This is a genomic window from Streptomyces sp. DH-12, assembly GCF_002899455.1.
GTDB lineage: Bacteria > Actinomycetota > Actinomycetes > Streptomycetales > Streptomycetaceae > Streptomyces.
This window is the reverse complement of sequence record NZ_PPFB01000001.1, coordinates 6,016,299-6,037,486: the sequence shown is the minus strand read 5'-3', so window position 1 is coordinate 6,037,486 and position 21,188 is coordinate 6,016,299. Positions and strand designations below refer to the sequence as shown.

Here is a 21,188-nt window from a genome sequence, read left to right as displayed (position 1 = left end):
TCAGGGTATCCGGGACCGCTCCCTGGCGTCGGGGACGTCCACGGGCCGGACGAAGATGGCCGGAGGGCGACGGCCGGGGCGGGGAGAACCCGGCCGATCTTGGCCGACCATTAGCGAGAGGTCGGCATCGACCGGTAGTGTTCGGCATTGCCGAACAGCGGCAGCGACGTCGTGAGTCGGCGCTCGTAGGGGACGGAGGCAGTACGGCGATGGCACGGAACATCCAGTCGCTCGAACGGGCGGCAGCGATGCTGCGCCTGCTCGCGGGCGGCGAGCGACGGCTCGGCCTCTCGGACATCGCCTCCTCGCTGGGCCTGGCCAAGGGCACCGCCCACGGCATCCTGCGCACCCTCCAGCAGGAGGGGTTCGTCGAGCAGGACGAGGCGTCCGGCCGTTACCAGCTGGGCGCCGAGCTGCTGCGCCTGGGCACCACCTACCTGGACGTCCACGAGCTGCGGGCCCGCGCCCTGGTGTGGACGGACGACCTGGCCCGCTCCAGCGGCGAGAGCGTCTACCTCGGGGTGCTGCACCAGCAGGGCGTGCTCATCGTGCACCACGTCTTCCGGCCCGACGACAGCCGGCAGGTGCTGGAGATCGGCGCGATGCAGCCGCTGCACTCCACGGCCCTCGGCAAGGTCCTGTCCGCCTACGACCCGGTCGCGCACAGCGAGGCCCTGGAGGCCGACCGCAAGGCGTTCACCGACCGCACGGTGTGCGACGTCGGCGCCTTCGAGCAGATCCTCGACCTCACCCGCGCGCGGGGTTACGCCGCGGACGTGGAGGAGACCTGGGAGGGCGTGGCCTCGCTCGCCGCGCCCATCCACGACCGGCGGCGCATGCCGGTCGGGGCGGTCGGCATCACGGGGGCGGTGGAGCGGCTGCGCAAGGACGGCGAGCTGCGGCCCGAGCTGATCGCGGCGGTGCGGGACTGCGCCCGCGCGGTGTCGCGGGACCTGGGCGCCGGACGCTTCTGAGCGGGCGGGCGCGCACCGGACACGGAACCGCACAGCACCCGGACGCCCCGCGGGCGGGCCGGGGCACAGACATGCGCGCGGACAGGGGCACACAGCCACCGGTCCGCCCCGGCCGCCCCGGCGATCAGTAACGATCGCATTTTCGGCAACCGAGACTCTTGACGCATCTCCGGTGCCGGGCAAGACTCCCGTCCATCGGTCGGCATTGTCGAACACCTACCGGCAATACGCGCTAGAGTGGGACAACGCCAAGGGCCGGCAACGCTCTCACCCCTGAGGGCGCCCATCCCCGGAGGGACCCGGGGGTCGGCACCCTGGACGAAGGACAAAGGAGTCGCGGGTGTCCAGCTCCGACATCTTCATCGGCGAGACCATAGGGACCGCCATACTCATCCTGCTCGGCGGCGGTGTGTGCGCCGCCGTGACGCTCAAGGCCTCCAAGGCCCGTAACGCCGGCTGGCTCGCCATCGCCTTCGGCTGGGGCTTCGCCGTCATGACGGCGGTCTACATATCGGGCCCGCTCTCCGGCGCCCACCTGAATCCGGCCGTGACCCTGGCGCTCGCCATCAAGGACGGCGCGTGGGCGGACGTCCCGAACTACTTCGCCGCGCAGATGCTCGGCGCGATGATCGGCGCCACGCTGGTGTGGCTCGCCTACTACGGCCAGTTCCAGGCCCACCTCACCGATAAGGAGATCGTCGGCGGGCCGGGCGCCCAGACGACCGCCGCCAAGGCCGTCGAGGCCCAGGAGAAGGGCGCCGGCCCGGTGCTCGGCGTCTTCTCCACCGGCCCGGAGATCCGTCACACGGTGCAGAACCTCACCACGGAGATCATCGGCACCTTCGTGCTGCTGCTCGCCATCCTCACCCAGGGCCTGAACGACGCGGGCAACGGCCTCGGCGTGCTCGGCGGCCTGATCACGGCGCTCGTGGTGGTCTCGATCGGCCTGTCGCTGGGCGGCCCGACCGGTTACGCCATCAACCCCGCCCGCGACCTCGGCCCCCGTATCGTCCACGCCCTGCTGCCGCTGCCCAACAAGGGCGGCTCCGACTGGTCGTACGCCTGGGTCCCGGTGGCCGGTCCGCTGATCGGCGGCGCCCTCGCGGCCGGCGTCTACAACCTCGCCTTCGCCTAGGTGACCCGATCGCCTTTCCCCGCGATCGTTGTAGAAGCGCCGTACTCCCTGCCCCGTAACCAAGGAACTCCCAGGAGCACACCGTGACCGACGCCCACACCGCCGGCCCCTTCATCGCCGCCATCGACCAGGGCACCACCTCCTCCCGCTGCATCGTCTTCGACCGCGACGGGCGCATCGTCTCCGTCGACCAGAAGGAGCACGAGCAGATCTTCCCCAAGCCCGGCTGGGTGGAGCACGACGCCACCGAGATCTGGGCCAACGTCCAGGAGGTGGTCGCCGGCGCCGTCGCCAAGGCCGGCATCACCCGGGACGACATCAAGGCCATCGGCATCACCAACCAGCGCGAGACCACCGTGCTGTGGGACAGGAACACCGGCGAGCCCGTCCACAACGCCATCGTCTGGCAGGACACCCGCACCGACGCCCTGTGCAAGGAACTCGGCCGCAACGTCGGCCAGGACCGCTTCCGCCGCGAGACCGGCCTGCCCCTGGCCTCCTACTTCGCCGGTCCCAAGGCGCGCTGGCTGCTCGACAACGTCGAGGGGCTGAAGGAGCGCGCGGAGGCGGGCGACATTCTTTTCGGCACCATGGACACATGGGTCATCTGGAACCTCACGGGCGGAGTGGACGGCGGCCGGCACGTCACCGACGTGACCAATGCCTCCCGCACCATGCTGATGAACCTGCACACCATGCAGTGGGACCAGCGGATCGCCGAGTCGATCGGCGTCCCGACCCCGATGCTGCCGGAGATCCGCTCCTCCGCCGAGGTGTACGGCGAGATCAAGGGCGGCAAGCTGGGCGAGCTGCTCGGCGGCATCCCGGTGGCCTCCGCCCTGGGCGACCAGCAGGCGGCGCTGTTCGGCCAGACCTGCTTCGCCGAGGGCGAGACCAAGTCGACGTACGGCACCGGCACCTTCATGGTGATGAACACCGGCGACAAGCTCATCAACTCCTACAGCGGCCTGCTGACCACGGTCGGCTACCAGATCGGCGACCAGAAGCCGGTCTACGCCCTGGAGGGCTCGATCGCCGTCACCGGTTCGCTGGTGCAGTGGATGCGCGACCAGATGGGCCTGATCTCCACCGCCGCCGAGATCGAGACCCTGGCGCTGTCCGTCGAGGACAACGGCGGCGCCTACTTCGTGCCGGCCTTCTCCGGCCTGTTCGCCCCGTACTGGCGCTCCGACGCCCGCGGTGTGATCGCCGGCCTCACCCGGTACGTGACCAAGGCGCACCTCGCGCGCGCCGTCCTGGAGGCCACCGCCTGGCAGACGCGGGAGATCGCCGACGCCATGACGAAGGACTCCGGCGTGGAGCTCACCGCCCTCAAGGTCGACGGCGGCATGACCTCCAACAACCTGCTGATGCAGACCCTCGCCGACTTCGTGGACGCCCCCGTGGTGCGCCCGATGGTCGCCGAGACCACCTGCCTCGGCGCCGCCTACGCCGCCGGCCTGGCCGTCGGCTTCTGGAACAGCACCGACGACCTGCGCGCCAACTGGCGGCGGGCCGCCGAGTGGACCCCCCGCATGGACGCGGACACCCGCGACCGTGAGTACAAGAGCTGGCTCAAGGCCGTCGAGCGGACCATGGGCTGGCTCGAGGACGAGGAGTAGAACCGCCATGACCACCCAAGCCACCCAGCAGTCCGTGCCTGCCCTGGGGACGCACCCGGCGTCCGGCCCGAACCCGAGCCGCGCCGAGACCCGGGAGCAGCTCTCCAAGGCGTCGTACGACCTTCTCGTCATCGGCGGCGGCATCCTGGGCATCTCCACCGCCTGGCACGCCGCGCAGTCCGGTCTCAGGGTGGCTCTGGTGGACGCCGGTGACTTCGCCGGGGCCACCTCCTCCGCCTCGTCCAAGCTGCTCCACGGCGGTCTGCGCTACCTGCAGACCGGTGCGGTGAAGCTGGTGGCGGAGAACCACTTCGAGCGCCGTGCGGTCTCCCGCCAGGTGGCCCCCCACCTGGCGAACCCGCTCACGTTCTACCTCCCCGTGTACAAGGGCGGGCCGCACGGCGCGGCGAAGCTCGGGGCCGGCGTGTTCGCCTACTCGGCGCTGTCGGCCTTCGGTGACGGCGTCGGCCACCTGCTGTCGCCGGCGAAGGCCGCGCAGGACGTGCCGGAGCTGCGCACCGAGAACCTGAAGGCCGTGGCCGTGTACGGCGACGACCAGATGAACGACGCGCGCATGGCGCTGATGACGGTCCGCGCGGCGGCCGATTCGGGCGCGGTCGTCCTCAACCACGCCGAGGTGACGGGCCTGCGCTTCACCAAGGGCCGGGTCACCGGCGCCGAGCTGCGCGACCGGCTCTCCGGCGAGGAGTTCGGCGTCAACGCCCGGCTGGTGCTGAACGCCACCGGCCCGTGGGTGGACCACCTGCGGCGCATGGAGGACCCGGACGCCGCCCCGTCGATCCGGCTGTCGAAGGGCGCGCACCTGGTCCTGAAGCGGACCTCCCCGTGGAAGGCGGCGCTGGCCACGCCGATCGACAAGTACCGGATCACCTTCGCCCTCCCCTGGGAGGACATGCTGCTGCTCGGCACCACCGACGAGGAGTACGAGGGCGACCCGGCGGACGTCGCGGTCGACGAGAAGGACGTCGCGCAGATACTCGACGAGGCCGCGTTCTCCATCCGCGACCAGCAGCTCGACCGCGACCTGATCACGTACTCCTTCGCCGGTCTGCGGGTGCTGCCGGGCGGCCCCGGCGACACGGCCAAGGCCAAGCGGGAGACGGTGGTCACCGAGGGCCGGGGCGGGATGCTGTCCGTCGCCGGCGGCAAGTGGACCACGTTCCGCCACATCGGCCGCACGGTGATGCGCAAGCTGCAGGAGCTGCCCGGCCACCCGCTGGGCGAGGACTTCGAGCCGGTCGGCGCGCTGCCGAAGAAGGTGCCGCTGCCGGGCGTGGCCAACCCGCGTGCCGTCGCCCACCGCCTGCTGGTGGACGGCCCGGCGCCCGGTCCGCGCATGGCGGCGGACACCGCCCGGCACCTGGCCACCCATTACGGGTCGCTGGCGTTCGACATCGCCCGGCTGGCGAACGAGGACCCGGCGCTGGCCCGCCGGATCCACCCGGACGCCCCGGAGATCTGGGCGCAGGTCGTGTGGGCCCGGGACCACGAGTGGGCCGAGACGGTGGACGACGTGCTGCGCCGCCGGACCACGCTGACGATCCGCGGCCTGGCCACGGACGAGGTCCGGGCGGACGTGCAGGAGCTGCTCGGCAAGAAGTGACCGTGCCCGCGCCGGCTCGGCCCGCGTGAGGCGAGGGGGGGCGGTCCCGCGTCGGCGGGGCCGCCCCCCGCCGCGTTCCGCGGTCCGCCGTACGGGTGTTTCCCGGGGCGGTGCGGGGCAGTGATGGGGCACTCCCCTTGTACGGGGAGCTGCGGGCGCCCCCGTGGGCACGCCGTAAGGTTGGTGCGTACATGAGGGCACGTCGGAAGGAGGCGCTGGGTGATCGAGCTCGAGGGGGTTCCCGAGCTGATCGACCCGGTCATGGTGGCCGCGTTCGAGGGCTGGAACGACGCCGGTGACGCCGCCTCCACCGCGGTCGCGCATCTGGACAGGGAGTGGAAGGGCGAGGTGTTCGCGGCGCTCGACGCCGAGGACTACTACGACTTCCAGGTCAACCGCCCCACGGTGTTCATGGAGAACGGCGTGCGGAAGATCACCTGGCCGACGACGCGGCTGTCGGTGGTGCGGGTGGGCGGCGAGAAACCGCGCGACCTGGTACTGGTGCGCGGCATCGAACCGTCCATGCGCTGGCGCTCGTTCTGCAACGAGATCCTCGGCTTCGCGCACGAGCTGGGCGTGGAGCTGGTGGTGGTGCTGGGCGCGCTGCTCGGTGACACCCCGCACACCCGTCCGGTCCCGATCAGCGGGACCACGTCCGACCCGGACCTGGCCCGCCGCATGGATCTCGAGGAGACCAAGTACGAGGGGCCGACGGGCATCGTCGGCATCCTCCAGGAGGCGTGCACGCATGCGGGCGTCCCCGCGGTGTCGCTGTGGGCGGCGGTCCCGCACTACGTGTCGCAGCCGCCCAACCCGAAGGCCACGCTGGCCCTGTTGAACCGGCTCGAGGACCTGATCGACGTGCGGATCCCGCTGGGCGAGCTGCCCGAGGACGCGCGTGCCTGGCAGGTGGGCGTGGACCAGCTGGCCGCGGAGGACAGCGAGGTCGCCGAGTACGTGCAGACGCTGGAGGAGGCACGGGACACCGCCGAGCTGCCGGAGGCGTCCGGCGAGGCCATCGCCCGCGAGTTCGAGCGGTACCTGCGGCGTCGTGACGGTGCGTCGGGTCCGCCCGGCGGGCACGCCACCGCCGAGGGTCCGGACGGGCCGCCCTACCGACGCGACGGGCCGGGCGGCCGGTCCCGTCCGCCGAAGCCGCCCCGGCAGGAGACCGACACCGATCAGGACGGCGACGAGTCGTCGGAGGACTGACGGACGGCACGAAGGGGGCGCCCCGTCCCGGGGCGCCCCCTTCGTGCCGTCTCGTGCCGGCCCGGCCCTAGAGCGCGACGCCGAGCAGGGCGTCCACGGCGCGGGAGACCACACCGGGCGCGCCCGCGTCGGTGCCGCCGCTCTGCTCCTGGAGGACGGTCCAGCGGTCGACGGCGGCGAGCGCGGACGGTGCGTTCAGGTCGTCCGCGAGGGCGTCGCGGATCTCCTCGACGAGCGCCTCGGCGGGCGGCCCGTCGGGGCGGGAGACCGCGGCGCGCCAGTGGGCGAGGCGGGTCACGGCGTCCTGGAGGACCCGGTCGGTCCACTCCCAGTCGGAGCGGTAGTGGTGGGCCAGCAGCGCCAGCCGGATCGCCGCCGGGTCCACGCCGTCGCGCCGCAGCCGGGACACGAAGACCAGATTGCCCTTGGACTTGGACATCTTCTCCCCGTCCAGGGCGACCATGCCGGCGTGCACATAGGCCTTGGCCATCGGGTACTCGCCGGTGAGCACCTGGGCGTGCGAGGCGCCCATCTCGTGGTGCGGGAAGACCAGGTCGGAGCCGCCGCCCTGGATGTCGAAGGTCATGCCCAGGTGGTCGAGGGCGATGGCCACGCACTCGATGTGCCAGCCGGGGCGGCCCCGGCCGAGCGAACCGCCGTCCCAGCTCGGCTCGCCCTCGCGGGCGGCCATCCAGAGCATCGGGTCGACGGGGTTCTTCTTGCCCGGGCGGTCCGGGTCGCCGCCGCGTTCGGCGGACAGCAGCCGCATGGCGGCGGCGTCCAGGTGCGAGACCTGGCCGAAGTGCGGGTCGGACTCGACGGAGAAGTAGATGTCGCCGTCGATCTCGTAGGTGGCGCCGAGCTCACGGAGCCGCTCGACGATCGGGACGATGCCGGGTATGGCCTCGACCGCGCCTACGTACTGCCGGGGCGGCAGCATCCGCAGGGCCGTCATGTCCTCGCGGAACAGGGCGGTCTCGCGCTCGGCGAGCGCGGTCCAGTCGACGCCGTCGCGCTCGGCCCGCTCCAGCAGCGGGTCGTCGACGTCGGTGACGTTCTGGACGTAGTGAACCTGCCGCTTGTTGTCGAGCCACACGCGCTGCACCAGGTCGAACGCGTTGTAGGTCGCCGCGTGTCCGATGTGGGTGGCGTCGTAGGGCGTGATGCCGCAGACGTAGAGACGGGCGACGGGACCGGGGTCGAGGGTGACCGGACCGCCGGTCGCGGTGTCGTGGATCCTCAGGTCGCGGCCCTGACCGGGCAGGGCGGGGACTTCGGAAGCGGGCCAGGCATGCATGTCACGAGCCTAACCGGACCCGAGTTCCGGATACGAACCGGAACGGGCCGTATGGCCGGGAGGGCGTTCTTGCGCGTGGCCGCGCCGTGTGCCGCACCGGCCACGCGCCCGGGTCAGACGGGGGGCCAGGGGATCGCCGGCCAGTCGGTGCCCGGTTCCGGGTGGGTGCCGGTGGTGAGCAGGGACTGCACGCGGGCGCGGGTCGCGTCGATCTCCGCGGGCGTGATCAGCGGGGTCAGGGCCGCGGTGAGGGGGCCGGAGGCGGCGAGGGCGTCCCGGAGGGTCTTGAGGACGTCCAGGGCCTCCCCGGGCAGCGGCTCCCCCGCCCAGCCCCACAGCAGCGTGCGCAGCTTGTTCTCGGTGTTGAAGGTGACCCCGTGGTCGATGCCGTAGAGCCGGCCGTCCGCCGTGGGCAGCAGGTGCCCGCCCTTGCGGTCGGCGTTGTTGATCACCGCGTCCAGCACGGAGAGGCGGCGCAGGCGGTCGTCGTCGGCGTGCACCAGCAGCGCGGTGCGGCCCTCGCCGACCTCGGCGGACCCGATCGCCTTCCAGCCCGGCTCGGGCTCCTCGCCGTCCACCAGGGCGAGCAGCTCGGCGCCGGGCACGGTCTCGATCCACAGCTGGCACATGCCCTCGCCGTAGGGGCCGTCGCGCAGCACGGTGGGCGGCACGAGGTCCCAGCCGGTCGCCCGGGACACCTCGTACGCGGCCGCCTCGCGGCCGGCCAGGGTGCCGTCGGGGAAGTCCCACAGCGGCCGCTCCCCCGCGACCGGCTTGTAGACGCAGGCGGCCTCCCGGCCCTCGTGCGCGACGGTGCAGTACAGCGCGGCGTTCGACGCCTCACGGATGCGTCCGCGCACGGTCAGCTCGCCGCGGGCGAGCAGTTCGGCCGCGGCCGGGTCGGTGGCGGTCACGCTCCGCGGCGGTATCCGTTCTGGCGCGGACATACGTGTCCTTCCGGGTCGAGCGGGAGACTGCACAGCGGGCACGGCGGGCGGCCCGCGTTGACGACGTCCAGGGCGCGCTTGGCGAAGGCCCGCGCCTGCGCCCCGGTGAGCCGGACGCGCAGCATCGGCGGGCCGTTCTCCTCGTCCTGGAGCAGCCGCTCCTCCGCCTCGGCGAGGTCCTCGTCGGAGTCGGCGTCCAGTTCGACGAGCGCCTGCGCCTCCACGATCATGCGCTGCTCCTCGCCGTCCCAGGCGAGCGCCATGGTGCCGACGCGGAACTCCTCCTCCACGGGGGTGTCCAGCGGGGCCGTGTCGGTGATCTCGGCCGGCGCCATCGCGGGCACCGCCGCGCTGCCGCCGCTGCGGCGCACCACCTCGTCGAGCAGTTCGTCCATCCGCTCGGCGAGCGCCGCGACCTGGGTCTTCTCCAGGGCCACGCTGGTCACCCGGGAGCCGGCGGAGGCCTGGAGGAAGAACGTACGGCGCCCTGGCAGTCCGACCGTGCCGGCCACGAAACGTTCCGGTTGGTCGTAGAGGAACACCTGACGGGACACGTCCTGTCTCCATGGGAAGTCGGGGAACGGGCGGTGGGTGCGTCGGAACGCAACGGTGCGGTCGCTTCACCCTACTGCGGGGAACGATCACGGTGCGCCCGCGTCGCCCCCCACCGTGGCGTCGCCGGCGGGCGGCTCCTCGCGCGGCGCCAGGGACGCGAAGTCGCCGGTGTCGCCGAGCCGGAGCAGAAAGGGGCGCAGCCGGGTGTAACGGATCGCGGTGATGGAACACGGTTCCACGGAGATCCGCTGGAAGAGGTCGAGATGAAGTCCGAGGGCGTCCGCCACCAGAGACTTGATGATGTCGCCGTGCGAGCACATCAGGTACACGGCGTCGGGTCCGTGGTCGCGCTCCACGCGCGCGTTCCATTCGCGCACCGCTTCGGCGGCGCGCGCCTGCATGGCGCGCAGGGACTCCCCGCCGGGGAAGGCCGCGGCCGACGGGTGCGCCTGCACGACCTCCATGAGCGGCTCGTCCTTGAGTTCGGCGAGCTTGCGTCCGGTCCAGTCGCCGTAGTGGCACTCGCCGATGCGCTCGTCGATGTGGTGGGTGAGGCCGGGGCGGGCCCGGAGCAGCGGTGCGACGGTCTCCCGGCAGCGGTCGAGCGGGCTGGTGACGACCTCGGCCGGCGTCAGCGGGGCGAGCCGCCCGGGCAGGGCGGCGGCCTGCGCGGTCCCGCGGTCGTCGAGGTGCACGCCGGGCGTCCAGCCGGCGAGCAGTCCCTCGGTGTTGGCGGTGGAGCGTCCGTGCCGGACCAGGAGCAACGTGGGCATGCCGCCCAGGGTAGGCGTACGGCCGCCCGGGGGAACCGGGACGGGAACACGACGGCGGGACGGGAACGGGACGGCGGACCGGCTGCCGGGACAGGAGGACATGCTTCGTGATCGTCGACTGTGGCGTCTACCGGGAGGGGCACCGGTCGGAGGGCCCCCAGGACTTCTCCGACGCACTGGACGAGGCGCGGTCGGCGGGAGGCTTCGTCTGGATCGGGCTGCACGAGCCGACGGCCGAGGAGTTCGACCTGGTCACGCGGGAGTTCGGGCTGCATCCGCTGGCGGTGGAGGACGCCCTCAAGGCCCATCAGCGGCCCAAGCTGGAGGTGTACGACGACTCGGTCTTCGTCGTCCTCAAGCCGGTGGTGTACGAGCCGGACAGCGACGCCGTCTCCTCCGGCGAGATCATGATCTTCCTCGGCGACTCGTTCGCGGTGAGCGTACGGCACGGCGAGGGCGCCCCGCTGGCCGCGGTGCGGGACCGGCTGGAGCGGGAGCCGGAGCTGCAGCGGGAGGGGGCGACGTCGGTGCTGTACGCGGTCGCCGACGCCGTGGTCGACCACTACCTGGAGGTGGCGACCGAGCTGCAGACGGACCTGGAGGAGCTGGAGACGCAGGTCTTCACCCCCGACGCGGGCGACTCGCGGCACACCGCGTCCCGGATCTACGGGTTCAAGCGGCAGATCCTGGAGTTCCGCCGGGCGACGGTGCCGCTGACCGCGCCCATGGCCCGGCTCGCCGGGACCGGCGCGTCGGGGCCGGCGGTGCCGTTCGTGGAGGAGGGGGCGCGGCCGTACTTCCGCGACGTCCACGACCACCTCACGCGCGTCAACGAGTCGGTGGAGGGTCTGGACCGGCTGGTGTCGGACGTGCTGTCGGCGCACCTGGCGCAGGTCGGCGTGCAGCAGAACGACGACATGCGCAAGATCTCCGCGTGGGCGGCAATGGCCGTGGTCCCCACGATGATCGCGGGGATCTACGGCATGAACTTCGAGCACATGCCCGAGCTGCGGTGGACGTGGTCGTACCCGGTGGTGATCGCGATGATGGCCGCGCTGGAGGTGGCGCTGTTCGGCACGTTCAAACGCCGGGGCTGGCTGTAGCCGGCGGGGCGGTCAGGCCGCTTCGGGTTCCGGGGCCGCGGGGCCGCCCAGCGCGTTGCGCCGCTCGGGCATCCGCAGCGAGACCATCCGGCGCCAGCCGCCGAGGCGTTCGTACAGGTGGACGGCGTGGATGCCGGCCGCGAGGAGCGCCGCCCTGGGCTTCGGCCAGCCGAGGATGCGGCCCATGCGGGCCATCACGGCGAGGCTGACGTCGCGGTGGACGCGGATCTCGGCGAGCGCGCACGTGCGCAGGGCGCGCTGGATGGCGCGGCCGTGTCCGGCGTGGGCGAGGCGCAGCAGTTCCTCGTGGCAGTAGGCGAGGTGGTTGTCCTCGTCGTCGGAGATCATCTTCACCGCGCGGCCCAGGTCGGGGTGGTCGGCGAAGTGTTTGCGCAGCAGCTTCATCTGCTCGGAGGCGCGCTGCTCGGTGACCCGGCTGTGGGCGAGGTAGGTGACGATGTCCTCGACGGTGAGCGGCTCGTCGCGCTTGAGCCTGTCGTGGGCCAGGCCGATGCCGTTGCGCTCCAGCAGCATCGTGTAGTCGGTGTCCGGGGGCACCGGGACGGGCTCCAGGCCGCGCTTCCTCAGCAGGGCGCCGAAGATCCGGCCGTGCTTGTCCTCGTCGGCGCCGTGGCGGGTGATCCTGGGGGCGAGGTCGCGCTGGGTGTCGGGCACGAGCGCCGCGATGCGGGCGTTCTCCCAGCCGCCCTGGGACTCCCCGCTCGCGGCGATCGAGCAGAACAGCGCGAAGGACTCGTCGTGGTCGAGGATCTCCTGGAACAGGCTCTTCGCCGACAGCATGGGCCCACCTCTCCGCGGCGTCCGCCGTTGCGCGGTCCGCATGTCCACAGCTCGCGAAGAAGCAGTCAAGTGCGACGGTGGGGGCGCGGCAACAGGTGGGGCGGACGACTCCGCCGATCGGCGTACGTGCCGGGCGTCGGGAGGGCGGGGGCGGGCGCACGGCGAGGCGGGCGATCCGGTGGGCAGGCGCGTGACCCCCGGGGGCCGGGGGGCGTTGTCGTGGGTGACGGCCGCGGCGGGGTCGACCCCCGAGCCCCCACCACGGCCGCGGGACCTGGCCGCCGCCGCGGGGGACGCGGCGGCGGCCGGACGGATCAGGCCAGGCCCGCGCGCTCCAGGGCCTCGACGCCGGCGCGCAGCGAGGCCAGCCGCTCGTCGAGGGTGAAGCCGGCCGGGGCGAGGGTGAGGGTGGTGACCCCGGCGGCCGCGTAGGCCTTCATGCGGTCGGCGATGCGGTCGACCGAGCCGAGCAGGGTGGTGCTGTCGATCAGGTCGTGCGGGACGGCGGCGGCCGCGCCCTGCTTGTCGCCGGACAGGTACTTGTCCTGGATCTCGGCGGCCTCCCGCTCGTAGCCCATCCGCTGGGCGAGCTGGTTGTAGAAGTTCTGCTTGCGGCTGCCCATGCCGCCGACGTACAGCGCCGTGTAGGGGCGGAAGGTGTCGGCGAGGGCGGCCACGTCCTTGTCGTCGCCCACGGCGAGCGGGACGGTCGGGCAGATGTCGAAGCCCTCGAGGGTCCTGCCGGCCTTCTCGCGGCCCGCGCGCAGATGGCGGACGGCGGTCTCCTCCAGGTGGTCGGCGGACGGGAAGATCAGCAGGGCGCCGTCGGCGATCTCACCGGTCTGCTCGAGGTTCTTCGGGCCGATCGCGGCGATGTACAGCGGGATGTGCTCGCGCTGCGGGTGCACGGTGAGCTTGAGGGGCTTGCCCGGGCCGCCGGGGAGGGGCAGGGTCCAGTGCTCGCCCTCGAAGGACAGGCGCTCGCGGGTCATCGCCTTGCGGATGATCTCGACGTACTCGCGGGTGCGGGCGAGCGGCTTGTCGAACTTGACGCCGTACCATCCCTCGGAGACCTGGGGGCCGGAGACGCCCAGACCCAGGCGGAAGCGGCCCCCGGACAGCGAGTCGAGGGTGGCCGCGGTCATCGCGGTCATGGCCGGCTGGCGGGCCGGGATCTGGAAGATGGCGGAGCCGACGTCGATGCGCTCGGTGCGGGCGGCGACATAGGCGAGGACGGTGGCGGCGTCGGAGCCGTAGGCCTCGGCGGCCCAGCAGATCGCGTATCCGAGGCGGTCCGCCTCCTGGGCCACGGCGAGGTTGTCCGCGTCCATTCCGGCGCCCCAGTAGCCGAGGTTGATCCCTAGCTGCATGGCCGTCTCCCCTTACCGATCAGTAACGTGACTTGCGCAGACCTTATACCTCCGCGCCCGCGAGGGAGGGGCGCGCGGGGCCCGCGGTGCGGGCCCCGCCGGCCGCCGGCGCCGTCGCGCGACGCCCGGAGAACGGTTGTCCACAGGCCCCCACGCGCACAGCTCCGGCCAGTAATCTCGGCGTTCATGGAGCAGAGGCATCTCGGCCGTACCGGCCTGCGTGTGTCCCGGATCGGGCTCGGGACCCTCACCTGGGGCCGTGACACCGACGAGCACGACGCGGCGGAGCTCTTGAAGACGTTCTGGGACGCGGGCGGGACGCTGGTCGACACGGCGGACGTGTACGGCGACGGGGAGGCCGAGTACCTGCTCGGACGGCTGATGGACGGGCTGGTGCCGCGCCAGGACCTGGTGATCTCGACGAAGGCCGGCAGCGTGCCCGGCCCGGACCGCCGGTTCGACGGCTCACGCGGCCATCTGCTGTCCGCCCTGGACGCCTCCCTGACCCGCCTCGGCACCGACCACGTCGACGTGTGGCACGTCCACGCCTACGACCCGGCCACGCCGCTTGAGGAGACGCTCCAGGCGCTGGACATCGCTGTCGCCAGCGGCCGGACGCGGTACGCGGGCGTGTCCAACTTCTGCGGCTGGCAGCTCGCCAAGGCCGCGACCTGGCAGCTCGCCGCGCCGGGCGCGCGCACCCGGCTGGCGAGCACCCAGATGGAGTACTCACTGCTGCAGCGCGGGGTGGAGCGGGAGGTGCTGCCCGCCGCGATCGACCTCGGGATCGGCATGCTGCCGTCCTCCCCGCTCGGGCGGGGCGTCCTCACCGGCAAGTACCGCGGGGACGCCACCCCGGCGGGATCGCGCGGCGCCTCGGAGCATCTCGCGCCGTTCGTCGCCCCGTACCTGGACGACACGGCGAGCCGGATCGTGGACGCGGTGACGACCGCGGCGGACGGGCTCGCGGTGACCGCGCTCCAGGTGGCGCTGGCCTGGGTCCGCGACCGGCCCGGGGTGACCGCGCCGATCGTCGGCGCGCGCACGGCGCAGCAGCTCACGGCGGCGTTGTCAGTGGAGGCGCTTAGTCTGCCTGATGAGATCTGCCGGGCGCTCGACGACGTGTCGGCTCCCGTGCACCGCTATCCCGATCACGACTGGAGCACGCTGTGAGCACGCCCGAGACCCCTGAGGAGCCGAGGAGCGCGGACGACGGCACGCCCGCCGAGGGCGCGCAGGTGTCCGAGGCCGAGGCGGAGCTGACCGCGCAGCGTCTGGAGCGGGAGCGGATCGAGCGGCGCAAGGCGGAGCGGCAGGGCCCGATCGAGGCGGGCGCCAAGCTGAGCGGCACGGCGGCCGAACTGCTCGCCGCCGTGCGGGCCGTGGAGAGCGGGGAGAAGCCGCCGGCCACCGTGTCCGAGGAGGTGCGGCCCGCCCCGCGGCGCCCCGCGCCCGAGCCGGTGCGGCGGGCCCCGGTGGTTCCCGAGGGGCCGGCCGCACCGGCCGAGGGCACCCTGGGCGAGGTGCGGGAGGTGCTGACGCGGGGCGGTGCGCCCGCCGCGCTCGCCGTGCCGGCCGCCGCGGCCCTGGGCGAGGACGCGGCGGGCGTGCTGCGGGAGGACCCCTGGCAGCTCCTGCGCGTGCCGGGCGTACGGCCCGAGCAGGCGGACGGGTTCGCCCGCGCGCTGCTCGGCGGGGAGGCCGGGCCGGGCGACGGGCGGCGGGGCCGCGCGGTCACCGTCTGGCTGCTGGAGCAGGCCGCGCCGGCCGGGCACACGGTGCTGGAGATGGCCGCGCTGACCGAGGCGCTGGCCCGCCAGGGCGTGCCCGAACCCGAGGACGCGGTGCGCGACGCCATCGCCGAGGGGGACGTCCTCGTGTTCCAGGACGCCCTCGGCGAGGCCGGCGAGGAGGGCGAGGAGGGCGAGCAGCCGGTCCGTGTCCTGGTCGGGCTGGAGCGCTGCGCCCTGGCCGAGGAGAGCCTCGCCGACGGACTGGCCCGGCTGGTCAACGCGGTGCCCGAGCAGGACGGGACGGCCGAGGAGTGGGAGCGGGCGGCCGCCGCGGCGGGGGGCTCGGCGGGCGACCTGATCCGCGCGGCCGCGCGGCACGGACTGGTGCTGCACACCGGCGGGGAGGCCGCGCTGGCCGAGCCGGCGGCGCTGCTGGACGCGGCGCACGGCACGGGGCTGCGCGCCTGGGCCGCCACGCACAGCCCCGTCGGGCGCGAGCGGTTCGCGGCGCGCGTCGACGGCCCGGGGGTCGCCACGGTCGCCGGGCTGCTGTCCGGCGCCGAGGGTCCGGGACGGGACGCGGAGGGCGCGCTGGCCGTGGACCTGCTGGTGGTGCTGGACGCGCCGCAGCTGGACGTGGAGGCCGCCGCGCTGCTCACGGAGTCGCTGCCGGACGGGGCGCGGCTCGTGCTGTCCGGCGACCCCGCGGTGCTCTGGTCGGTCGGCCCCGGACGGGTCTTCGCGGACCTGCTGGCGGTGCGGGCCTGCCCGCAGATCGCCTCCCGGCGGCCGGACCCGGGGCCGCTGGGCGAGCTGGTCTCGGGGATCGGCGTCGGCGAGCTGATCCAGGTGGAGGCCCCCGGCAAGGAGGTCGTCGTCGTGCCCGTGCGGGACGCGGGCGAGGCGGTGCACCGGACCGTGCAGCTGGTGGTGGACTCGGTGCCGCGCGCCATCGGGGTGCCCGCCGAGGAGACGCAGGTGATCACCCCGGGCCACGGCGGCGCGGTCGGCACGCGCGTGCTGAACGCGGCGCTGAAGGAGCGGCTGAATCCGGGCCCGGGCCGCTTCGCGGGCTTCGACCCCGGCGACCGGGTGGCGTACTCCCCCGCCCCGGGGCGCACCCTGCCGGGCCGCGTGCTCGGAGCGGACGGCGAGGGCCTGCGCCTGGAGTGCGCGGGCGAGCAGGTCGTGGTGCCGAGGGACCGCGTGGAGCAGTCGGTCCGGCACGGCTGGGCGCTGACCGCGCACCAGGCGGTGGGCTGCCGCTGGCCGGCGGCGGTCGTGGTCCTCCCCGGCGACGCGGTCCCCGCCCTGAGCCGCCCCTGGGTCTACACGGCCTTCAGCCGCGCCGACCGCCACCTGTCGGTGGTCCACGGAGTGGACCAGGCCCTCCCGCGAGCGGTCGCCGAGGTCCCGGCGAAGCCGCGCACGACCCGGCTGCCGGCGCTGTTGGCACCGCAGTTGCCTGCGGGGGGCGAGTGAGGGGGCGGGGCCCCGCTCCGAGGCGCCCTTGAGCCGCACGGGGCGCCGTGGGCGTCACCGTGCGCGGTGGCCGGGGTGCGGCGTCGCCGCACGTGGCGTGCCGTTGACGGGGACGTCCGGTGTCGTGGTGACCGCGGTGAGGCGCCGCCGGACCGCGTGCGACGGCGGCGGCACCCGGGGAGGGTGTCGCCGCCGTCGCCGTGAGGTCAGCGGTCCGCGTCCAGCGGCTCCAGGTCCTCGTCCGCGTGGGGGTCCAGGACGACCTCCAGGTCGTCGTCCTCGTCGTCCCCGTCGTCGTCGAAGACGGCGCTGACGTCGAAGCGGCACACCACGGTCTCGGGGTCCACCTGGTCGAAGGGCGCCTCGAGCCATTCGCCGGGGTCCGGGATCTCGTCCGATGCCGTCACCCAGAGCGTGGAGTCGCCCTCCTCCAGGCCGAACTCCTTGTGCCGGGAGGCGATCTCGTCCGGCTCGTACTCGCCGAACAGCAGGCCCAGCGCGCCGTGGACGGTGCTGGAAACCTCCGCGCTCCCGTCGTCCGCCTCCTCGATCCGCTGGGCGTGCGCGAGCAGCCGCTGCGGCTCGACGACGGCGTAGTCACGGCGGATCAGCACGCTGAGGGCGTTCGGTTCCTCGGGTCCGGCGTAGGGCGGCAGGGCCTCCTCGGAACTGGGGATCTCGAAGGGCGTGACCTCGTCGTAGCGGTCGTAGAGCAGTTCGTCGTACGTCTCCGCGGCCGCGGCCAGCTGGTTGAAGGCCTCGTAGACGGCCGGGTCGTCGTCCCCGGACCGGCTCTCGACCGCGGCCAGGTGGCGGTCGAGCGCGGTCTTCACCGCCTCGGCGGCGGCGCGTACCTCGGCAGCAGTGGGCTGCGCAGCATCAGACATAGTGCAGACGCTATCCGTACCGGGGCCCGGCCCGCACAATAGATGCGATGCCGGAATACGAATTTGTCGACGTGTACGTGCCTCGCGGGGTCTCCCGCAAGGAGACGGCGCGTCTGCTGACGGACCATGCCGAGTACGGTCACTGGGAGTTGTACCGCCTGACGCTGATGCGTGACGGCAGCCGCAGAGTGCGGCTGCGGCGGCGGATCATCCGCCAGGTGCGCGCCACCTGGTGAGCCGGTCGCGCCCGACCCGAGTCAACAGGCGGAGCGGACCCCGCGTCGGTCGCGGGGTCCGCTCCGTGTGTCCGAGATCACGCCGCGGCGCGCGCCCTGCGGTACAGGATGCCGCCGGCGAGCAGCGCACCGGCACCGGCCGGCAGCACGAGGCCCAGCGGCAGCTCGCTGCCGGTCTCGGCGAGCTCCCCTTCGGCCTGCGGGCCGGAGTGGGGGCCCGGCTGGTTGCCGGTGGACGGGGTGTCCGGGGTGGCGGGCGTGTCCGGGGTGGCGGGTTCATCCGGGTTCCCCGGCTCATCGGGAGTGCCGGGCTCACCCGGGTCGCCGGGGTCACCGGGCTCACCCGGATTGCCCGGGTTCCCCGGCTCCCCGCCGTCGCCCTCCGTGTTGACGCAGCCGTTGCCGGCCGCCCCGTTGCCCACGCCGATGACGTCGACGCTGTTGCCGCAGACGTTCACCGGCACGTGCACCGGCGCCTCCACGACGTTGCCGGAGGCCACGCCGGGCGAGTCGCCGGCCTTGCCGTGGGCGTGCGCGCCGCCGTGGTGGCCGGAGCCGCCCTCGTTGACGCAGGCGTTGCCGACCGCCGGGTTGAGGACCCCGACGACGTTGACCGTGTTGCCGCACGCGTTGACCGGCACGTGCACCGGGGCCTGCACGACGTTGCCGGAGAGCACGCCCGGCGAGCCCTTGGCCCCGCCCGTCGCCCCGGAGTCGGCGTGGGCGGCGGCCCCGCCCGCGGCGGCGAGCACACCGGTGGCGGCGGCCATGGTCATCAAGCCCTTGCGGGTGACCTGTCGCATTGCTGAATTCCCTGTCCTCGGACCTGCTGCCGGGAGGCGGCGCCCGCCGCGTCCCGGATTCTCGACGAATGAGGAACCGGTCGGCCCCGGAGCGCATGGCGCGCGCTCCGGGGCCGACGGGCTCGAGCCCTCAGCGGGCGTTGCCTAGAGGGCGAGACACGACATCACGCGTTGACGCAGGTGTTGCCGAAGGCGGGGTTCAGCAGCCCGATCACGGAGATCGTGTTGCCGCAGACGTTCACGGGGACGTGAACCGGCACCTGCACGACGTTGCCGGACGCGACGCCCGGGGAGTGCACGGCGGCACCCTGGGCACCCGAGTCGGCGGCGGCCATGCCCGCGCCCGCGAGAACCAGACCACCCGTGGCGGCCGCGACGGCGACGACCTTCTTCAGCATGTATTCCTCCTTGTTGGCAAGGTGACCCAAAGTCGCGGATCACATCACGGGTAACGAGGAGGAAGTAATGAGGCTACGAGCTTATGGTCGCATTCACTCTTCCCGGTCAACTCCGCACGTCTGCCCGATTCCTCAGGACGCGTCCAGGAACCGGTCGAGCACACGGACGCCGAACTTGAGACCGTCCACCGGCACCCGCTCGTCGACGCCGTGGAACATGCCCGCGAAGTCCAGCTCCGGGGGCAGCTTGAGCGGCGCGAAGCCGAAGCAGCGGATGCCGAGGTCGTCGAAGGACTTGGCGTCGGTGCCGCCGGAGAGCATGTAGGGCACGGCGCGCGCGATCGGGTCCTCGGCGGCGAGCGCGGTCTGCATGGCGTCGACGAGCCGGCCGTCGAAGCCGGTCTCCAGGGCCTTGTCGGCGTGCACGTCCTCACGCCGCACGCGCGGGCCGAGGATGCGGTCCAGGTCGGCGAGGAACTCCTCCTCGTAGCCGGGCAGGAAGCGGCCGTCGACGTGCGCGGTGGCCTGGCCGGGGATGACGTTGACCTTGTAGCCGGCGCCGAGCTGGGTGGGGGCCGCCGAGTTGCGCAGCGTGGTGCCGATCATGCGGGCGATGCCGCCGAGCTTGGCGAGGGTCTCGTCCATGTTCTCCGGGTCGAGCTCGGTGCCGAGCGCGTCGGAGAGCTCGTCCAGGAAGGCGCGGACGGTCTTGGTGACCCTGACCGGCCACGTGTGGCGGCCGAGGCGGGCGACGGCCTCGCACAGCTCCGTGATGGCGTTGTCGTCGTTGGTCATCGAGCCGTGCCCGGCGGTGCCGTCGACGGTGAGCCGCATCCAGTGCATGCCCTTCTCGGCGGTCTCGACGAGGTAGAGGCGCAGCTTCTCGTTGACGGTGAAGGAGAAGCCGCCGACCTCGCCGATCGCCTCGGTGACGCCCTCGAACAGCTCGGGGTGCCGGTGCACCAGGTGCTTGGCGCCGTACGTGCCGCCGGCCTCCTCGTCGGCGAGGAAGGCGAGGACGACGTCCCGCGGGGGCTTGCGGCCGCTGCGCATGCGCTCGCGGACGACCGCGAGGGTCATGGCGTCCATGTCCTTCATGTCGACGGCCCCGCGTCCCCAGACGCAGCCGTCGGCGATCTCGCCGGAGAACGGGTGGTGGGTCCAGTCGTCGGCGTTGGCGGGCACGACGTCGGTGTGGCCGTGGATGAGCAGGGCGGGCCGCGACGGGTCCTCGCCCTCGATCCGGGCGATGGTGGAGGCGCGTCCCGGGTGGGACTCGAAGATCCGCGGTTCCAGGCCGACTTCGGCGAGCTTCTCGGCGACGTACTCGGCCGCCTTGCGCTCGCCGGGGCCCGAGTGGTCGCCGTAGTTGCTGGTGTCGATCCGGATCAGCTCGCGGCAGAGGTCCACGACCTCGTCCTCACCGGTGACGCCCTTGGCCGGGTCCGTCTCGCTCACGTGCTACCTCCCGCTGCTGGTGTTCCCGCTGGTGGGTTCCCCCTCATCCTCCCTCCCCGGGGGGCCGGTCCCAAGCCCCGGCCCGGCCCGGTCCGTCACACGCCGTTCCCGCGACGGCGCGGCGGGGGTGATCGGCCACCCCGGAACACCTGGTAATGTTTATGTCGTCGCCGCGGGGGGAAACCCGCGCGACAGACACCTTGTCCGGGTGGCGGAATGGCAGACGCGCTAGCTTGAGGTGCTAGTGCCCTTTATCGGGCGTGGGGGTTCAAGTCCCCCCTCGGACACTTGGAACGCGAGGGCCGCGACCGCGAGGTCGCGGCCCTCGGGCGTTGTCACGGAAGGTGCCCCATGACGTCCCCCACGCCCTGTCCCTGCGGCCTCCCCGAGGCCTTCGAGGAGTGCTGCGGCCGCTTCCTCTCCCGGTCCCGGCTCCGCTCGGCCGAGGGGACCCCCGGCAAAGCCGCCGCGCCCACCGCCGAGCGGCTGATGCGGTCGCGGTACGCGGCGTTCGTCCTGCGGGACGGGGCGTACCTGCTGCGGACCTGGCACCCGCGGACCCGGCCGGCCCGGCTCGACCTCGATCCGGCGACGCGGTGGACCGGTCTGGAGATCCTGGCCACGGAGGACGGCTCCGCCTTCCACTCCACCGGCACGGTGACCTTCCGCGCCTCCTACCAGGGAGGCTCCCTGCACGAGCGCAGCCGCTTCGAACGGGTCGACGGCGCCTGGGTGTACGTCGACGGGGACTTCCTGGGCTGAGGGCCGGAAGGGGGCC

Annotated in this window: 20 protein-coding genes and 1 tRNA gene; 11 read left to right on the top strand and 10 right to left on the bottom strand. The window is 73.2% G+C overall.

From position 1 onward, the window contains the following. The first annotated feature begins 209 nt into the window (after nt 1-209). The 5 genes from C1708_RS26165 to C1708_RS26145 all read left to right on the top strand — a co-directional run bounded on the left by C1708_RS26165 (nt 210) and on the right by C1708_RS26145 (nt 6,567). Entirely contained in the window at nt 210-974 is a 765-nt protein-coding gene (locus tag C1708_RS26165; protein ID WP_106414990.1) for an IclR family transcriptional regulator, read from the top strand. Nucleotides 975-1,314: 340 nt separating this feature from the next. Further along, on the top strand, nt 1,315-2,109 hold the full coding sequence (locus tag C1708_RS26160; protein WP_106414989.1) for an MIP/aquaporin family protein: 795 nt from the start codon (nt 1,315-1,317) through the stop codon (nt 2,107-2,109). A gap of 83 nt (nt 2,110-2,192) precedes the next feature. Further along, a complete protein-coding gene (gene glpK, locus C1708_RS26155; RefSeq protein WP_106414988.1) occupies nt 2,193-3,731 on the top strand; it encodes a glycerol kinase GlpK in 1,539 nt (512 codons plus the stop codon). 7 nt (nt 3,732-3,738) lie between these two features. Then, on the top strand, nt 3,739-5,355 hold the full coding sequence (locus C1708_RS26150; protein WP_106414987.1) for a glycerol-3-phosphate dehydrogenase/oxidase: 1,617 nt from the start codon (nt 3,739-3,741) through the stop codon (nt 5,353-5,355). Between the two features lie 219 nt (nt 5,356-5,574). Next, complete coding sequence (locus C1708_RS26145; RefSeq protein ID WP_106414986.1) at nt 5,575-6,567, top strand: PAC2 family protein; 993 nt, start codon at nt 5,575-5,577, stop codon at nt 6,565-6,567. Nucleotides 6,568-6,634: 67 nt separating this feature from the next. Here the strand turns inward: C1708_RS26145 and mshC are convergent, their stop codons facing one another. The 4 genes from mshC to C1708_RS26125 form a co-directional block, all read right to left on the bottom strand. Further along, nucleotides 6,635-7,864 (bottom strand): cysteine--1-D-myo-inosityl 2-amino-2-deoxy-alpha-D-glucopyranoside ligase, encoded by a 1,230-nt coding sequence (gene mshC / locus C1708_RS26140; RefSeq protein ID WP_106414985.1) that lies wholly within the window; start codon nt 7,862-7,864, stop codon nt 6,635-6,637. Nucleotides 7,865-7,977: 113 nt separating this feature from the next. Next, nucleotides 7,978-8,811: an SCO1664 family protein gene (locus C1708_RS26135; protein WP_198602597.1), complete on the bottom strand. Its 834-nt coding sequence runs from the start codon at nt 8,809-8,811 to the stop codon at nt 7,978-7,980. Then, nucleotides 8,775-9,365, bottom strand: a complete 591-nt coding sequence (locus C1708_RS26130; RefSeq protein WP_106414983.1) for a DUF3090 domain-containing protein — start codon at nt 9,363-9,365, stop codon at nt 8,775-8,777. Before C1708_RS26130 ends, C1708_RS26135 begins: the two co-directional genes overlap by 37 nt. A gap of 87 nt (nt 9,366-9,452) precedes the next feature. Beyond that, complete coding sequence (locus C1708_RS26125) at nt 9,453-10,139, bottom strand: histidine phosphatase family protein (RefSeq protein WP_106414982.1); 687 nt, start codon at nt 10,137-10,139, stop codon at nt 9,453-9,455. A 107-nt stretch (nt 10,140-10,246) separates the two neighbouring features. On the opposite strand from C1708_RS26125, the gene C1708_RS26120 reads away from it, so the two are divergent. Then, complete coding sequence (locus tag C1708_RS26120) at nt 10,247-11,242, top strand: magnesium and cobalt transport protein CorA (RefSeq protein ID WP_106414981.1); 996 nt, start codon at nt 10,247-10,249, stop codon at nt 11,240-11,242. 12 nt (nt 11,243-11,254) lie between these two features. On the opposite strand, the gene C1708_RS26115 is transcribed toward C1708_RS26120, so the two are convergent. Then, nucleotides 11,255-12,043, bottom strand: coding sequence for a ferritin-like domain-containing protein (locus tag C1708_RS26115; RefSeq protein ID WP_106414980.1), 789 nt, complete (start codon nt 12,041-12,043; stop codon nt 11,255-11,257). A gap of 314 nt (nt 12,044-12,357) precedes the next feature. Beyond that, nucleotides 12,358-13,413, bottom strand: coding sequence for an LLM class F420-dependent oxidoreductase (locus C1708_RS26110; protein WP_106414979.1), 1,056 nt, complete (start codon nt 13,411-13,413; stop codon nt 12,358-12,360). A gap of 186 nt (nt 13,414-13,599) precedes the next feature. Between C1708_RS26110 and C1708_RS26105 the strand changes: the two genes are divergently transcribed. Next, entirely contained in the window at nt 13,600-14,586 is a 987-nt protein-coding gene (locus tag C1708_RS26105; protein ID WP_106414978.1) for an aldo/keto reductase, read from the top strand. Beyond that, entirely contained in the window at nt 14,583-16,628 is a 2,046-nt protein-coding gene (locus tag C1708_RS26100) for a helix-hairpin-helix domain-containing protein (RefSeq protein WP_106414977.1), read from the top strand. The genes C1708_RS26105 and C1708_RS26100 overlap by 4 nt, the downstream gene beginning before the upstream one ends. A gap of 206 nt (nt 16,629-16,834) precedes the next feature. Here C1708_RS26100 and C1708_RS26095 read toward each other — a convergent pair whose 3' ends face one another. After that, nucleotides 16,835-17,515: a hypothetical protein gene (locus tag C1708_RS26095; protein ID WP_198602596.1), complete on the bottom strand. Its 681-nt coding sequence runs from the start codon at nt 17,513-17,515 to the stop codon at nt 16,835-16,837. Between the two features lie 47 nt (nt 17,516-17,562). Between C1708_RS26095 and C1708_RS26090 the strand changes: the two genes are divergently transcribed. Next, a complete protein-coding gene (locus C1708_RS26090) occupies nt 17,563-17,751 on the top strand; it encodes a DUF5703 family protein (RefSeq protein ID WP_004933366.1) in 189 nt (62 codons plus the stop codon). Nucleotides 17,752-17,828: 77 nt separating this feature from the next. Here the strand turns inward: C1708_RS26090 and C1708_RS26085 are convergent, their stop codons facing one another. The 3 genes from C1708_RS26085 to C1708_RS26075 form a co-directional block, all read right to left on the bottom strand. Next, nucleotides 17,829-18,554, bottom strand: a complete 726-nt coding sequence (locus tag C1708_RS26085) for a chaplin (RefSeq protein ID WP_106414975.1) — start codon at nt 18,552-18,554, stop codon at nt 17,829-17,831. 164 nt (nt 18,555-18,718) lie between these two features. Next, the gene (gene chpH, locus C1708_RS26080; RefSeq protein ID WP_106414974.1) at nt 18,719-18,952 is read right to left on the bottom strand and encodes a chaplin ChpH; all 234 of its coding nucleotides are present in this window, start codon (nt 18,950-18,952) and stop codon (nt 18,719-18,721) included. 132 nt (nt 18,953-19,084) lie between these two features. Then, nucleotides 19,085-20,410 (bottom strand): M20/M25/M40 family metallo-hydrolase, encoded by a 1,326-nt coding sequence (locus C1708_RS26075; RefSeq protein ID WP_106414973.1) that lies wholly within the window; start codon nt 20,408-20,410, stop codon nt 19,085-19,087. A gap of 202 nt (nt 20,411-20,612) precedes the next feature. Here C1708_RS26075 and C1708_RS26070 point away from each other — a divergent pair. Together C1708_RS26070 and C1708_RS26065 are read left to right on the top strand one after the other, a co-directional pair. Beyond that, nucleotides 20,613-20,697, top strand: a tRNA-Leu gene (locus C1708_RS26070). A 64-nt stretch (nt 20,698-20,761) separates the two neighbouring features. Then, complete coding sequence (locus C1708_RS26065; RefSeq protein ID WP_106414972.1) at nt 20,762-21,172, top strand: YchJ family protein; 411 nt, start codon at nt 20,762-20,764, stop codon at nt 21,170-21,172. Nucleotides 21,173-21,188 lie beyond the last annotated feature (16 nt).